The organism is Streptomyces sp. YIM 121038 (assembly GCF_006088715.1).
In the GTDB taxonomy this organism is placed as follows: Bacteria; Actinomycetota; Actinomycetes; order Streptomycetales; family Streptomycetaceae; genus Streptomyces.
On sequence record NZ_CP030771.1, the window covers coordinates 7,081,630 to 7,095,013 of the forward strand.

Annotated in this window: 13 protein-coding genes; 11 read left to right on the forward strand and 2 right to left on the reverse strand. The window is 73.3% G+C overall.

All coding sequences use genetic code 11. The features are described from left to right. Positions 1-159: 159 nt before the first annotated feature. The 4 genes from C9F11_RS30530 (at position 160) to C9F11_RS30545 (ending at position 3,060) form a co-directional block, all read left to right on the forward strand. Entirely contained in the window at positions 160-540 is a 381-nt protein-coding gene (locus C9F11_RS30530; RefSeq protein ID WP_030682464.1) for a cell division protein SepF, read from the forward strand. A gap of 143 nt (positions 541-683) precedes the next feature. Continuing rightward, positions 684-1,883, forward strand: a complete 1,200-nt coding sequence (locus C9F11_RS30535; protein ID WP_138962273.1) for an ATP-binding protein — start codon at positions 684-686, stop codon at positions 1,881-1,883. A gap of 13 nt (positions 1,884-1,896) precedes the next feature. Beyond that, complete coding sequence (locus C9F11_RS30540) at positions 1,897-2,220, forward strand: nucleotide pyrophosphohydrolase (RefSeq protein WP_138962274.1); 324 nt, start codon at positions 1,897-1,899, stop codon at positions 2,218-2,220. Between the two features lie 339 nt (positions 2,221-2,559). Continuing rightward, the gene (locus tag C9F11_RS30545; RefSeq protein WP_138962275.1) at positions 2,560-3,060 is read left to right on the forward strand and encodes a DUF6099 family protein; all 501 of its coding nucleotides are present in this window, start codon (positions 2,560-2,562) and stop codon (positions 3,058-3,060) included. A gap of 104 nt (positions 3,061-3,164) precedes the next feature. Here the strand turns inward: C9F11_RS30545 and C9F11_RS30550 are convergent, their stop codons facing one another. Then, a complete protein-coding gene (locus C9F11_RS30550) occupies positions 3,165-3,383 on the reverse strand; it encodes a hypothetical protein (RefSeq protein ID WP_138962276.1) in 219 nt (72 codons plus the stop codon). Positions 3,384-3,648: 265 nt separating this feature from the next. On the opposite strand from C9F11_RS30550, the gene C9F11_RS30555 reads away from it, so the two are divergent. The 7 genes from C9F11_RS30555 (at position 3,649) to argF (ending at position 12,915) form a co-directional block, all read left to right on the forward strand. Further along, positions 3,649-4,572 carry an LLM class F420-dependent oxidoreductase gene (locus C9F11_RS30555; RefSeq protein ID WP_138962277.1) on the forward strand — a complete coding sequence of 308 codons (924 nt, stop codon included), beginning with the start codon at positions 3,649-3,651 and terminating at the stop codon, positions 4,570-4,572. A 114-nt stretch (positions 4,573-4,686) separates the two neighbouring features. Continuing rightward, positions 4,687-5,160, forward strand: coding sequence for a carboxymuconolactone decarboxylase family protein (locus C9F11_RS30560; protein ID WP_138962278.1), 474 nt, complete (start codon positions 4,687-4,689; stop codon positions 5,158-5,160). 62 nt (positions 5,161-5,222) lie between these two features. Further along, positions 5,223-6,146: an RNA polymerase sigma-70 factor gene (locus C9F11_RS30565; protein ID WP_138962279.1), complete on the forward strand. Its 924-nt coding sequence runs from the start codon at positions 5,223-5,225 to the stop codon at positions 6,144-6,146. Between the two features lie 224 nt (positions 6,147-6,370). After that, the gene (locus C9F11_RS30570) at positions 6,371-7,858 is read left to right on the forward strand and encodes a 3' terminal RNA ribose 2'-O-methyltransferase Hen1 (RefSeq protein ID WP_138962280.1); all 1,488 of its coding nucleotides are present in this window, start codon (positions 6,371-6,373) and stop codon (positions 7,856-7,858) included. Beyond that, positions 7,855-10,380: a polynucleotide kinase-phosphatase gene (locus tag C9F11_RS30575; RefSeq protein ID WP_138962281.1), complete on the forward strand. Its 2,526-nt coding sequence runs from the start codon at positions 7,855-7,857 to the stop codon at positions 10,378-10,380. Before C9F11_RS30570 ends, C9F11_RS30575 begins: the two co-directional genes overlap by 4 nt. 169 nt (positions 10,381-10,549) lie before the next feature. Then, positions 10,550-11,779: an arginine deiminase gene (locus C9F11_RS30580; RefSeq protein ID WP_138962282.1), complete on the forward strand. Its 1,230-nt coding sequence runs from the start codon at positions 10,550-10,552 to the stop codon at positions 11,777-11,779. Between the two features lie 122 nt (positions 11,780-11,901). Beyond that, entirely contained in the window at positions 11,902-12,915 is a 1,014-nt protein-coding gene (argF, locus tag C9F11_RS30585; protein ID WP_138962283.1) for an ornithine carbamoyltransferase, read from the forward strand. A 7-nt stretch (positions 12,916-12,922) separates the two neighbouring features. Here argF and C9F11_RS30590 read toward each other — a convergent pair whose 3' ends face one another. Next, positions 12,923-13,342 carry an ATP-binding protein gene (locus C9F11_RS30590; protein WP_138962284.1) on the reverse strand — a complete coding sequence of 140 codons (420 nt, stop codon included), beginning with the start codon at positions 13,340-13,342 and terminating at the stop codon, positions 12,923-12,925. Between the last annotated feature and the right edge of the window lie 42 nt (positions 13,343-13,384).

The window sequence follows — 13,384 nt, forward strand, 5'->3', positions numbered from 1 at the left end:
CGGGCAGGGGACACCCGGCGCCGGGCAGGTGGTCGGGCGCCGGGGCGCGGAAGTTCCCGCCGCGGTGTCCTCCTCGTGTCGCAATTGGGCCAACCGGGTGAAGTGGCGTAAGAATTGCCTGGTACAGACGTTGAGGACGAGCCAGGACGGGGTTGCTCTGTGACCAGCAACGAAGCCACCGACGAACAGTGGGAGGGGCTCGCGCAGGTCGTGCCGCTGCGCGGCCGCAACGAATGGCCGTCGTGGCCGGGGCACCGCTCGCTGCCCGACGCCGAGACCGAGACCCGGCGGCGCTTCGTCGTCACCCGCGTCAACGTCTTCTCCGACGCCCGCGAGGTCGCCGAGAACCTGATGGCGCAGATCCCCGTCCTCCTCGACCTCAGCGGCGCCGAGACCGAGACCGCCAAGCGGGTCCTCGACTTCAGCAGCGGCGTCGTCTTCGGCCTCGGCTGCGGCATGCACCGGGTGGAGAAGAACGTCTTCCTGCTCTCGCCGCCCGACACCGAGGTGCAGGGCCTGGTGGAGGCGGCCACCGTCTGACCGGGCCCCCTGCGGGTCCCGCGCGCGTGCTCCGTAGCCCAACCGCCCAGCTCACACGGCCCGTTGGGTGGTGATCGCCCGATCGGGCGAAGGTCGGCCGGGCAAAACGGTTCGCCTGATCCACTTCGGCCTAGCTTCCGTGCATGACTGTGCACTCCCGCCGGACGTTCGCGCAGGATCCAGCGGCCCTGGCCCGGGACAAGCCGCGCGTCACCGAACTGCGGCTCTCCGCCTTCGCCGGGCACCGGGCCGCCGCGTTCCCGCTCGGCCCGCTCACGCTCTTCTCGGGGCCGAGCGGCAGCGGCAAGACCAGTGCACTGCGCGCGTACGAGGCGCTCGCGCTGCTGGGCGCGGGCGCCGAACTCGCCGACGTGTTCCCGCAGCCCGCCCGCTGCGTGCCCGAGCGGGCCCGCGCCGACGGCCAGGCCCGCCGCGGCTTCCGCATCGGCTGCACCGTCGACGGCCCCGCGGGCCCCGTCCGCCTCGACGTCGCGGTGCAGGCCGAGCCGGAGCTGCGCATCGCGGGCGAGCGCCTGACCCGCGACGGGCTCACCCTCCTGGAGACCGCCCTGCGCGACCCCGGCCGCCGCGCGGTGCAGGCCTCCTGGCACACGGCGGGCGCCGCACCGGTCACCCGCGCGCCGCTGCCCGACGACCGGCTCGGCACGGCCCTGCTGCCGCTGCGCGTCGCGGGCAAGACCGACGGGCAGCGGCTCGTGCTCGCCGCCGCCGAGCAGGTCGTCGTCGCACTGCGGTCGGTGTTCGCCTGCGATCCGCGCCCCACCCGGATGCGCGAGCCGGTGGTGGTGGGGGCGGGCGGGCTCGCGGGCGCGGGCCGGCTGCTCGGGGGCTGCGACAACCTCGCCGAAGTCCTCTGGCGCACCCGCTCCGAGTGCGGCAACCGGCACGCGCAGCTCGTCGCCGCGCTGCGCGCCGGGTGCGCGGGTCCGGTCGCCGACGTCCTCTCCGAGCAGGCGGGCGACGGCGCCCTGCGCGCCGTGCTCGACCGCGGGGACGGGGTGCGGACGTGCGTGGGGCGGCTCGGCGACGGCGAACTGCGCTATCTGGCGCTCGCGCTCGTCCTGCTGACCGGCCCCCGGGTCCTCGAGGTCGACCCGGTCGCGGAGGTCCCGGAGGCGTACCAGAGCCTGACCGTCCTCGCCGACGGCTTCGACCGCTGCCTGGACCAGCGGCAGAAGCGGGCCCTCGCGGACCTCGCGGCCCGCGCGTGCGGGCGCGGGCACATCCGTCTGATCGGGGCCGTCGCGGACGCCACCTGGGCCGCGGCGGCCGACGGCGTCACGGTGGTGAACCTCGGACGGACGCGATGTCACGGCATGTAGTTGACTGGGGCCCGTGACCGATCAAGACATCGAGGGACTGCAGCGCAGGCTGGCCGAGTTCGCCGCCGCGCGGCGCTGGGAGCAGTACCACACGCCCAAGAACCTGGCCGCCGCGCTCAGCGTCGAGGCCGCCGAGCTCGTGGAGATCTTCCAGTGGCTGACGCCGGAGGAGTCGGCCCGCGTCATGGAGGACGCCGACTCCGCCCACCGCGTCACCGACGAGGTCGCGGACGTGCTCGCGTACCTCCTCCAGTTCTGCGCGGTGCTCGGCGTCGACCCGCTCGAGGCGCTCGCGGCGAAGATCGAGCGGAACGAGGAGCGGTTCCCGGCGCCCTGAGGCGCCGCCCGGCGCACGCCCCGGGCCCCCTGCGGCGCACGCCTCGCGGGGCGCCCCGCGTACGCCCCGACGGCCGCGGGCGCCCGTCGTCAGGCGATCCGCTGGGCCCAGCAACCCCGTAAGTCCGCCGCTGTCACCACCTGTTGGACAGCCGGAAAGAGGGCCAAAGACACCTCTTCGTCACTCTCCGGAGTGGATGCCTTGTCCACACTCAGATTTTTGTCCACAGATTTCAGGCTTCCTCTGGCTTTTCGAACGGAAGGCGCTCACTGTGGGTAGTGAACAAGGGAGTTCTGGTGTACGTGCCGCGAGTGGGCGCGGGATGAATGGGGACGGCGCATGGATGCGATGAGGCTCATCGAGGCGACGAGATGCGCCTTGGCGCGGAGTCAGGAGCCCGCGGCCATCGTGGCGGAGGTGTGGCAGTCCCAGGCTCTGGCCCAGGCGATAGGGCATCGCCTCGCCGTCGCGGGCCCGCCGGAGTTACGGGGCGAGGCGCTGGGCCTGAGCGAGCTGAGCGGCCGGGGCTGCGGCCTCCTGGACCCGCCCCGCTCCCAGGCGGAGGACATACGGGCGGCGGGTCTGACCGTGATAGGGGACGCCCACGACACGCTGCTCGGGCTCGGCGCCCTGCTCGCCGAGGCCGGGATCGCCCTCGTCTCGGTGGCGATGGGCGCCGAGGACGAGGGGTTGTACTGGCAGTGCATGGAGTCGATCGACGCGGCCGACGAGTCCAGGGACCGCGTGGTGGAGATGCTCCGCAGACTGGCCGCCCGCGAGCGGGCCCTGTCGGACGAGAGCGACTGCGAGAAGTGCACCGGCACGGTCCTGGAGGGCTGACACCCTCCGGTCCGGCCGGACGGCCCGCACACAGAGCGCTGGATGTACGGGCCGCCGGTCTTCGGGGGAAGCGCCCACGGGGGCGCGGGGCTGGGTCCGCGGGGTCAGGCGCGGTGCTGGTCACCCTCCGGCGTGGGCGGCCGGGTGGACTGCTGAAGGTCGGCGTCCAGTTGCGTCAGATCCGCGTTGAGCGCTGCCATCAACTCTTCCATCTGTTGCAGCAGGCCCTTGGGCGCGCCCTGCGGCCCGGCCGGGGGCAGGGCGCGTTGCTGCTCTGGCACGACGTGGTCGCGCGCCTGCTCGGGCACGGCTTCCTGGGACATCACGGCCTCCTCGGCCCGCGCCCCGCGCGGGGCGGAAGCGTCCCGGCCCGACGAGGCAGTTCATGCGGCGGACGCGCCGACGGTGGCCGCCGGCGCGGGTGCCGGGCGGCCCGGCTCCGCCCGAGCCAACGATCTCCGGCTCGGGGTAGTCACTGGCACGGACCCGCCCCGGCCGCCGGGTTGACGGACTTTCACCCGACCGGTGCCGGTGGGGACCGGCGGGACAGACGAGGTTGACGGGCGTTCGAGCGTGCAGGATGGAGACATGGACCTGCGCATCTTCACAGAGCCCCAGCAGGGGGCCACCTATGACACCCTCCTCACCGTCGCCAAGGCCACCGAGGACCTCGGCTTCGACGCCTTCTTCCGCTCCGACCACTATCTGAAGATGGGCTCGGGCGACGGCCTGCCCGGCCCCACGGACGCCTGGATCACGCTCGCCGGGCTCGCCCGCGAGACGCGGCGGATCCGGCTCGGCACGCTGATGACCGCGGGCACCTTCCGGCTGCCCGGCGTGCTCGCCGTCCAGGTCGCGCAGGTCGACCAGATGTCGGGCGGCCGGGTCGAACTGGGGCTGGGCGCGGGCTGGTTCGAGGAGGAGCACAAGGCGTACGGCATCCCCTTCCCCAAGGAGAAGTTCGCCCGCCTGGAGGAGCAGCTGGCGATCGTGACGGGCCTGTGGGACACGCCCGTGGGCCGGACGTTCTCGTACGACGGCACGTACTACCAGCTGACCGACTCGCCCGCGCTGCCCAAGCCCGCGCAGCGCAGGGTGCCGGTCCTCATCGGCGGCCACGGCGCCGTGCGCACCCCGCGCCTGGCCGCGCGCCACGCCGACGAGTTCAACATCCCCTTCGCCTCCGTGCAGGACAGCGAGCGCCAGTTCACGCGCGTGCGCGAGGCCGCCGAGCAGGCCGGGCGCAAGGGCGGCGACCTGGTGTACTCCAGCGCCCTGGTGGCCTGCGTCGGCAAGGACGACGCGGAGGTCGCCCGGCGGGCCGCCGTCATCGGCCGCGAGGTCGACGAGCTGAAGGCCAACGGCCTCGCGGGCTCCCCGGCCGAGGTCGTCGACAAGATCGGCCGGTACGCGGAGATCGGCGCGAGCCGGATCTACCTCCAGTGCCTGGACCTGGCCGACCTCGACCACCTGGAGCTGATCTCCTCGCAGGTCCAGTCGCAGCTGTCGTAGCCCCGGCCGCCGCGCCCGGCGGCCGGGAGACCCAGGTCACATCCGTCCATGTCACAGGGGTCCGGGCCACCTCGTCCCAGGGGGTGTAGGCACGGACCACCAGAGGAGCACACCATGGACGCGCGACTGAACTACTTCGGCAGCCCGACCGCCGGGAAGGCGCTCAAGCACGTGATGTCGGCGGGCAGGACGCTCAAGGAGTCGCCGCTGCCCGCCGCGACGCAGGAGCTGGTGGCGCTGCGCGTCAGCCAGATCAACGGCTGCGCCGCCTGCCTCGACATGCACACCAAGGAGGCCGCCGCGGCCGGTGAGAGCGCGGTGCGCCTGCACCTGGTCGCGGCGTGGCGGGAGGCCACGGTCTTCACCGCGGCCGAGCGCGCCGCCCTGGAGTTCGCCGAGGAGGCGACCCGGGTCGCGGACGGGGCCGGCGGGATCGACGACGCGGTGTGGGCGCGCGCCGCCGCGCACTACGACGAGGAGCAGCTCACCGTCCTCGCCCTGCACGTCTCTTTCATGAACATGGCCAACCGGCTGAATATCATCGCCCAGCAGCCCGCGGGCGACTACGTGCCCGGGCAGTTCCACTGAGCACCAAGAGCACCATGCCCGGGGCCCGGCGGCGGACCCCGGGCCGGGGGAGGGAAGTCGGCGTGAGCAAGGTCGAGGAATTCGAGGAGCTGCGGTCGCTGCTGTTCTCGATCGCCTACCGGATCCTGGGCAGCGTGAGCGAGGCGGAGGACGCGGTGCAGGAGGCGTGGCTGCGCTTCGACGCCTCGCCGACCCGGCCCGATTCGGCCAAGGCGTTCCTGTCCACCACGGTGACCCGGATAGCCATCGACGTGCTGCGCTCCGCGCGGGTGCGGCGCGAGGAGTACGTGGGCCCGTGGTTCCCCGAGCCGCTGCTCAGCGACCCGTATCAGGACCCGGCGCGGGCGGTGGAGCTGGCCGACTCGGTGTCGATGGCGGCGCTGCTGCTCCTGGAGCGGCTCAGCCCGCTGGAGCGGGCGGTCTTCCTGCTGCGGGAGGTCTTCGGCTTCGGGTACGACGAGGTCGCCGCCGCGGTGGGCCGCTCGGAGGCCGCGTGCCGGCAGCTGCTCGTGCGGGCCCGCAAGCACATGGAGGCCGGACGGCCGCGGTTCGAGGCGGACCGCGCGGAGCGGCAGGAGCTCGCGTCGCGGTTCTTCGACGCGCTGAAGGAAGGCGACGTGGGCGGCCTGCAGGACCTGCTCGCCGCCGACGTCCAGCTCGTCGGGGACGGCGGCGGCAAGGCCCCGCAGCTCGCCAGGGCCGTCGTGGGCGCGGAGAACGTGGCCCGGCTGCTCGGCACGGTCTTCCCCTGGCTGATCAGGATCGACGTGACGTGCGAGCCGCACGAGATCAACGGCCAGCCCGGCGCCGTCGTCCGCGACCGCGACGGCAAGGTCCTGCACACCCTGTCCCTCGACGTGCTCGACGGGCGGATCCAGACCATCTGCTCGGTCGTCAACCCCGACAAGCTCGGCCACATCGGCCCGGTCGCCGACGCCTGGGCCGTCGACCGCGAGGTCAAGCGGGTCCGCGGCGGACGCGGCTGACCCCGCAGGGCCCGCGCCCCCGGCCGGGAGCGGCCGCATCGAAATGCCCGAGTGCGTTCGCGCTGTTCGAGGTACGTTTGGGCAGACGCGCCGGGGGAGGGCGCCGTACCGGCGAGCTGACCGCGGACGGCGCACACGCACGGACACGAGGGCCGGGGAAGGACCCAGCCGTGATCGCCCACGCGCGCCCGTCCGATCCGAGCCGATACCAAGGCAGACCCACCGTGTTCCTGACGATCAGCACGACAGGCAGCCCCGAACGCCCCGCGACCGACCTCGGGTTCCTGCTGCACAAGCATCCCGGCAAGGCGCAGGCGTTCTCCACCTCCTACGGGCGCGCGCACGTCTTCTACCCCGAGGCGGGCGACGAGCGCTGCACGGCGGCGCTGCTGCTCGAGGTGGATCCGCTGGCGCTCGTGCGGCGGGGCAAGGGCCGCGGCGGCGCGCCGGACGCGGCCCTCGGGCAGTATGTGAACGACCGTCCGTACGCCGCCTCTTCGCTGCTCGCCGTGGCGCTCAGCACGGTGTTCTCCAGCGCCCTGCGCGGCGTGTGCAAGGCCCTGCCCGAGCGCGCGGAGCAGTCGCTTCCGCTGCGTGTGGAGGTGCCCGCGCTGCCCGCGCGCGGCGGGCCCGGCCTGGTGCGCGCCCTGTTCGAGCCGCTGGGCTGGACGGTGCGCGCCGAGCCGGTGCCGCTGGACGAGCGCTTCCCGCAGTGGGGCGACTCGCGGTACGTGCGCCTCGTCCTCGACGCGCCGGACGGCACGCTCACGCTGAGCGCGGCGCTGCGCCACCTGTACGTGCTGCTTCCGGTGCTCGACGACGCCAAGCACTACTGGGTCTCGGCCGACGAGGTCGACAAGCTCCTGCGCGCCGGTGAGGGCTGGCTCGCGGAGCACCCGGAGCAGAAGCTGATCACCAGCCGCTATCTGTCCCGCCGCTGGTCGCTCACGCGCGAGGCGATGGAGCGCCTGGAGCTGGTGCGGCTCGCCGACGCCGACGACAGCGACGTCACGGAGATCGACAACGCCGTGAACGAGGACGTCGACACCGAGGAGCAGCCGGTGCCGCTCGCCGTGCGGCGCCGCGAGGCGGTCCTCGCGGCCCTGGAGGACGCGGGCGCGGCCCGGGTGCTCGACCTCGGCTGCGGCCAGGGCCAGCTGGTGCAGGCCCTGCTCAAGGACGTGCGGTTCACCAAGGTCGTGGGCGTCGACGTGTCGATGCGCGCGCTCACCGTGGCGGCGCGGCGGCTGAAGCTGGAGCGCATGGGCGAGCGCCAGGCCGAGCGCGTGGAGCTGTTCCAGGGCTCCCTGGCGTACACGGACAAGCGCCTGAAGGGGTACGACGCGGCCGTGCTCAGCGAGGTCGTCGAGCACGTCGACGTGGAGCGGCTGCCCGCCCTGGAGTACGCGGTGTTCGGCTCGGCCCGCCCCCGCACCGTCCTGGTGACCACGCCGAACGTGGAGTACAACGTGCGCTGGGAATCCCTCCCCGCGGGCCACGTCCGCCACGGTGACCACCGCTTCGAGTGGACCCGCGCCGAGTTCCGGCAGTGGGCGGAGTCCGTCGCCGGACAGCACGGCTACGAGGTCGCGTTCACGCCCGTCGGGCCGGACGACCCCGAGGTGGGTCCGCCCACGCAGATGGCGGTGTTCACCCGGGGCAAGCAGCCCGCGGGCCGCGGCGGCGACCGCACCGCGGAGGTGGCGGCATGAGCAGGACCCTCTCCGTCACCGACCTCTCCCTCGTCGTGCTCATCGGCGCGTCGGGCTCCGGCAAGTCGACGTTCGCGCGGCGGCACTTCAAGCCGACCGAGGTGATCTCGTCGGACTTCTGCCGCGGCCTCGTCGCCGACGACGAGAACGACCAGAGCGCGAGCCGCGACGCCTTCGACGTGCTGCACTACATCGCGGGCAAGCGCCTCGCCGCGGGCCGCCGCACCGTCGTCGACGCCACCAGCGTGCAGAGCGAGAGCCGCAAGCAGCTGGTCGAGCTGGCCAGACGGCACGACGTGCTGCCCATCGCCATCGTGCTCGACGTGCCCGAGGAGGTCTGCGCCGCGCGCAACGCCTCCCGGACCGACCGCGCCGACATGCCGCGCCGCGTCATCCAGCGGCACACCCGCGAACTCAAGCGCTCGCTGCGGCACTTGGAGCGCGAGGGCTTCCGCAAGGTGCACGTCCTCAGGGGCGTCGAGGAGGCCGAGTCGGCCGAGGTCGTCACCGAGAAGCGCTTCAATGACCTCACCCACCTCACCGGCCCGTTCGACATCGTCGGCGACGTCCACGGCTGCGCGAGCGAGCTGGAGTCCCTGCTGGCCCGGCTCGGCTACGTCGACGGCGTCCACCCCGCGGGCCGCACGGCCGTCTTCGTCGGCGACCTCGTCGACCGCGGCCCCGACACGCCGGGCGTCCTGCGCCGCGTCATGTCCATGGTCGCCGCGGGCAGCGCCCTGTGCGTGCCCGGCAACCACGAGAACAAGCTCGGCCGCCACCTCAAGGGCCGCAAGGTCCAGCACACGCACGGCCTCGCGGAGACGATCGCGCAGCTGGACGGCGAGAGCGAGGAGTTCCGCACCCGGGTGCGGGAGTTCGTGGACGGGCTCGTCAGCCACTACGTCCTGGACGGCGGCAGGCTCGTCGTCTGCCACGCCGGGCTGCCCGAGAAGTACCACGGCCGCACCTCGGGCCGGGTCCGCTCGCACGCGCTGTACGGCGACACGACCGGCGAGACCGACGAGTTCGGCCTGCCCGTGCGCTACCCGTGGGCCGAGGAGTACCGCGGCCAGGCGGCCGTCGTGTACGGCCACACGCCCGTGCCGACGGCGACCTGGCTGAACAACACCATCTGCCTGGACACCGGTGCGGTCTTCGGCGGCAAGCTCACCGCCCTGCGCTGGCCCGAGCGTGAACTGGTCGACGTACCGGCCGAGAAGGTCTGGTACGAACCGGCGCGGCCGTTGCGCACGGACGCGCCCGGCGGCCACGACGGACGCCCGCTCGACCTCGGTGACGTGCACGGCCGCCGGGCCGTGGAGACCCGCAACGCCGGACGCGTGACCGTGCGCGAGGAGAACGCCGCGGCGGCCCTGGAGGTCATGAGCCGCTTCGCGGCCGACCCGCGCCTGGTGCCGTATCTGCCGCCGACCATGGCGCCCACGGCGACGTCGCAGCGTGAGGGCTACTTGGAGCACCCCGCCGAGGCGTTCGCGCAGTACGCGGCGGACGGGGTCGCGCGGGTGGTGTGCGAGGAGAAGCACATGGGCTCCCGCGCCGTGGTCCTGGTCTGCAAGGACGCGGCGGCCGCGGGCGAGCGGTTCGGCGTGGACGGGCCCACGGGCTCGCTCTACACCCGCACCGGCCGCCCCTTCTTCGACGACCCGGCGATGACCGAGGAGGTCCTCGACCGGCTGCGGGCCGCCGTGGGCGCGGCCGGTCTGTGGGCGGAGCTCGATACCGACTGGCTGCTGCTCGACGCCGAGCTGCTGCCCTGGTCGCTCAAGGCCACGGGCCTGCTGCGCACCCAGTACGCCGCCGTGGGCGCCGCGTCCGGGGCGGCCTTCCCGGACGCGCTGAACGCCCTGGAGGCGGCCGTCGGGCGCGGCGTTGACGTCGGCGACCTGCTCGACGCGCAGCGCGAACGGGCGGCGGACGCGGCCGCGTTCACCGACGCCTACCGCCGCTACTGCTGGCCGACCGACGGGCTCGACGGCGTGCACCTGGCGCCGTTCCAGATCCTCGCCGTCCAGGGCCGGAGCCTGGCCGCGCTGCCGCACGACGAGCAACTGGCCCTGATCGACCGCATGGTGGAGCACGACGGCTCGGGCCTGCTGCGCACCACGCGCCGCCTGTACGTGGACACGGGCGACGAGGAGTCGGTGCGCGCGGGCGTCGACTGGTGGCTGGAGATGACCGGGCGCGGCGGCGAGGGCATGGTCGTCAAGCCGGTCGGCGCCCTGGTCCGCGACGGCAGGGGCCGCCTGGTCCAGCCGGGCATCAAGTGCCGGGGCCGGGAGTACCTGCGGATCATCTACGGGCCGGAGTACACGCGCCCGGAGAACCTCGCGAAGCTGCGCGGCCGCGTCCTCGGCCACAAGCGCTCGCTGGCGATCCGGGAGTACGCGCTCGGCGTCGAGGCCCTCGACCGGCTCGCGGCGGGTGAGCCGCTGTGGCGGGTCCACGAGGCGGTGTTCGCGGTGCTCGCGCTGGAATCGGAACCGGTGGATCCGCGTCTGTGACCTGCCGCGGTTCGTGCGGCACCGATGTCCCGCCGGGCAGGACGCCCGGCGGGACACCCGGCGGGCGACCCGGCGGGACACCGGCAACGCGGCGCGTTGTGACGTGTTCTGGACGTGTTCTGGGCGCCTTCGACGCGTGTCCCGGCCGTCGAGAGGCGAGGATGGGGGCATGGGATTCCACGTCGACTCCGAGGCCGGGCGGCTGCGCCGCGTCATCCTGCACCGCCCGGACCTGGAGCTGAAGCGCCTGACCCCCACCAACAAGGACGCGTTGCTCTTCGACGACGTCCTGTGGGTGCGGCGGGCAAGACAGGAGCACGACGGCTTCGCCGACGTCCTGCGCGACCGGGGGGTGACGGTCCATCTCTTCGGTGACCTGCTCACCGAGGTGCTGAACGTGCCCGCCGCCCGGCAGCTCGTCCTGGACCGCGTCTTCGACGAGAAGGAGTACGGCCCGCTCGCCACCGACCACCTGCGCGCCGCCTTCGAGGCGCTGCCGTCCGGCGAGCTCGCGGAGGCCCTGGTCGGCGGCATGACGAAGCGGGAGTACCTGGAGCGGCACCCGGAGCCCACGTCCGTGCGCTTCCACTGCATGGACCTGGACGACTTCCTGCTCGGCCCGCTGCCCAACCACCTGTTCACGCGCGACACCTCCGCGTGGATCTACGACGGCGTGTCGATCAACGCGATGCGCTGGCCCGCGCGGCAGCGCGAGACCGTCCACTTCGAGGCGATCTACCAGCACCACCCGCTCTTCCACGGCCAGGTCGGCAACGTCTGGTCACAGGGGCAGGCCGACTACCCCTCCACCATCGAGGGCGGCGACGTCCTGGTGATCGGCAACGGCGCGGTGCTCATCGGCATGAGCGAGCGCACCAAGCCGCAGGCCGTCGAGATGCTCGCGCACAAGCTGTTCGCGGCCGGCTCGGCGCGCACGATCGTGGCGCTCGACATGCCCAAGCGCCGGGCCTTCATGCACCTGGACACGGTCATGACGATGGTCGACGGGGACACGTTCACGCAGTACGCGGGCCTCGGCATGCTGCGCTCGTACACCATCGAGCCGGGGGTCGACGAGCGCGAGCTGAAGGTCACCGACCATCCGCCGGAGCACATGCACCGGGCGATCGCGGCGGCCCTCGGCCTGGACCGCGTGCGGGTCCTGACCGCCACGCAGGACGTGCACGCGGCCGAGCGCGAGCAGTGGGACGACGGCTGCAACGTCCTCGCGGTCGAGCCGGGCGTCGTCGTCGCGTACGAGCGGAACGCGACGACCAACACGTATCTGCGCAAGCAGGGCATCGAGGTGATAGAGATCCCGGGCAGCGAGCTGGGCCGGGGCCGGGGCGGGCCGCGCTGCATGAGCTGCCCGGTGGAGCGCGACCCGGTCGGCGGCTGAGCGGGGCGGGCCGGGAGCCGGCGGGGGCGCCCCGAGAGGGCCCCGGAAAGGGGGGGTGCATACATTTGTGGTCAGTCGTATAGACTTCCAGTATCACGTATCCGCACCCCAGGAGCGCCCCCATGGCGAACGGCCCGACCAGCCTCGACCTCACCGGCCGCCACTTCCTCAAGGAGGTGGACTTCACCGCCGAGGAGTTCCGAGGTCTGCTCGCCCTGGCCGCGGAGCTGAAGGCCGCCAAGCGCGAGGGGCGCGAGCGGCGGCGGCTGAGCGGCAAGAACATCGCCCTGGTCTTCGAGAAGGCCTCGACGCGCACGCGCTGCGCCTTCGAGGTGGCCGCCGCCGACCAGGGCGCGGCCACGACGTACATGGACCCCTCGGCCTCGCACATCGGGCAGAAGGAGTCCGCGAAGGACACCGCCCGCGTCCTCGGCCGGATGTTCGACGCGATCCAGTACCGGGGCGATGCCCAGGCGACGGCCGAGACGCTCGCCGCCCACGCGGGCGTGCCCGTCTACAACGGCCTGACCGACGACTGGCACCCCACGCAGATGCTCGCCGACGTCCTCACGATGACCGAGCACTGCGCCAAGCCCCTGGAGCGGATCGCCTACGCCTACCTCGGTGACGCCCGCTTCAACATGGGCAACTCCTACCTGGTCACCGGCGCCCTGCTCGGCATGGACGTGCGGATCGTGGCGCCCCGGGCCTACTGGCCCGCCGAGCACGTGGTCGCCCGGGCGCGGGGCCTCGCCGAGGCCAGCGGTGCCCGGATCACGCTCACCGAGGAGGTCGCCGAGGGCGTCGCGGGCGCGGACTTCGTCGCCACCGACGTCTGGCTGTCCATGGGGGAGCCCGCGGAGGTCTGGGACGAGCGCATCCGGGCCCTCGCGCCGTACGCCGTGACGATGGACGTCCTGCACGCCACCGGCAACGCGGACGTGCGGTTCCTGCACTGCCTGCCGGCCTTCCACGACCTGGAGACGACGCTGGGGCGGGCGCTGTGCGAGCGGCACGGGCTGCGCTGGCTGGAGGTCAGCGACGAGGTCTTCGAGTCCCCCCACTCGGTCGTCTTCGACGAGTCGGAGAACCGCCTCCATACGATCAAGGCCGTGCTCGTGGCGACGCTGGCCTGAGCCGCCGCTAGGGCCCTGCCGACAGGGTGAACCACACCGCCTTGCCCGAGGCGGTCGGGCGGTGGCCGCAGGCCGTGCTGAGGGTGCGGATCAGGAGCAGGCCGCGGCCGTGCTCCTGCCAGGGGTCCGGCTCGCAGCCGGGGCCGGGGGCGGAGAGGTCCCCGGGCGGGGTGGGGTTGGAGTCCCGGACCTCCACCTGGCACTGCGTCGGCAGCAACTCGATGAGCAGCTCTATCGGCGCGTGCCCGGGCGCGTGCTCCACCGCGTTGGCCACCAGCTCCGCGGTGAGCAGCTCGGCCGTGTCGGTGTCCGCCGTGGAGCCGATGTCGATGAGTGCCGTGCGGACCAGGGCGCGCGCGATCGGCACGGCGGCCACGGTGTGCGGCAGCGCGATGCGCCAGCTTGCGGGGGAGTGCGGCTCGGGCAAGTGCGGGTCCGTTCGGCGAGCAGGTGGTCCGGTGCGGTCCTG

What these genes read in the sequence shown, in the direction of transcription:
- C9F11_RS30535 (WP_138962273.1), top strand. Translation starts at nt 684, where the DNA reads ATGACTGTGCACTCCCGCCGGACGTTCGCGCAGGATCCAGCGGCCCTG.
- C9F11_RS30545 (WP_138962275.1), top strand. Translation starts at nt 2,560, where the DNA reads ATGGATGCGATGAGGCTCATCGAGGCGACGAGATGCGCCTTGGCGCGG.
- C9F11_RS30550 (WP_138962276.1), bottom strand. Translation starts at nt 3,383, where the DNA reads ATGTCCCAGGAAGCCGTGCCCGAGCAGGCGCGCGACCACGTCGTGCCA.
- C9F11_RS30555 (WP_138962277.1), top strand. Translation starts at nt 3,649, where the DNA reads ATGGACCTGCGCATCTTCACAGAGCCCCAGCAGGGGGCCACCTATGAC.
- C9F11_RS30560 (WP_138962278.1), top strand. Translation starts at nt 4,687, where the DNA reads ATGGACGCGCGACTGAACTACTTCGGCAGCCCGACCGCCGGGAAGGCG.
- C9F11_RS30575 (WP_138962281.1), top strand. Translation starts at nt 7,855, where the DNA reads ATGAGCAGGACCCTCTCCGTCACCGACCTCTCCCTCGTCGTGCTCATC.
- C9F11_RS30580 (WP_138962282.1), top strand. Translation starts at nt 10,550, where the DNA reads ATGGGATTCCACGTCGACTCCGAGGCCGGGCGGCTGCGCCGCGTCATC.
- argF (WP_138962283.1), top strand. Translation starts at nt 11,902, where the DNA reads ATGGCGAACGGCCCGACCAGCCTCGACCTCACCGGCCGCCACTTCCTC.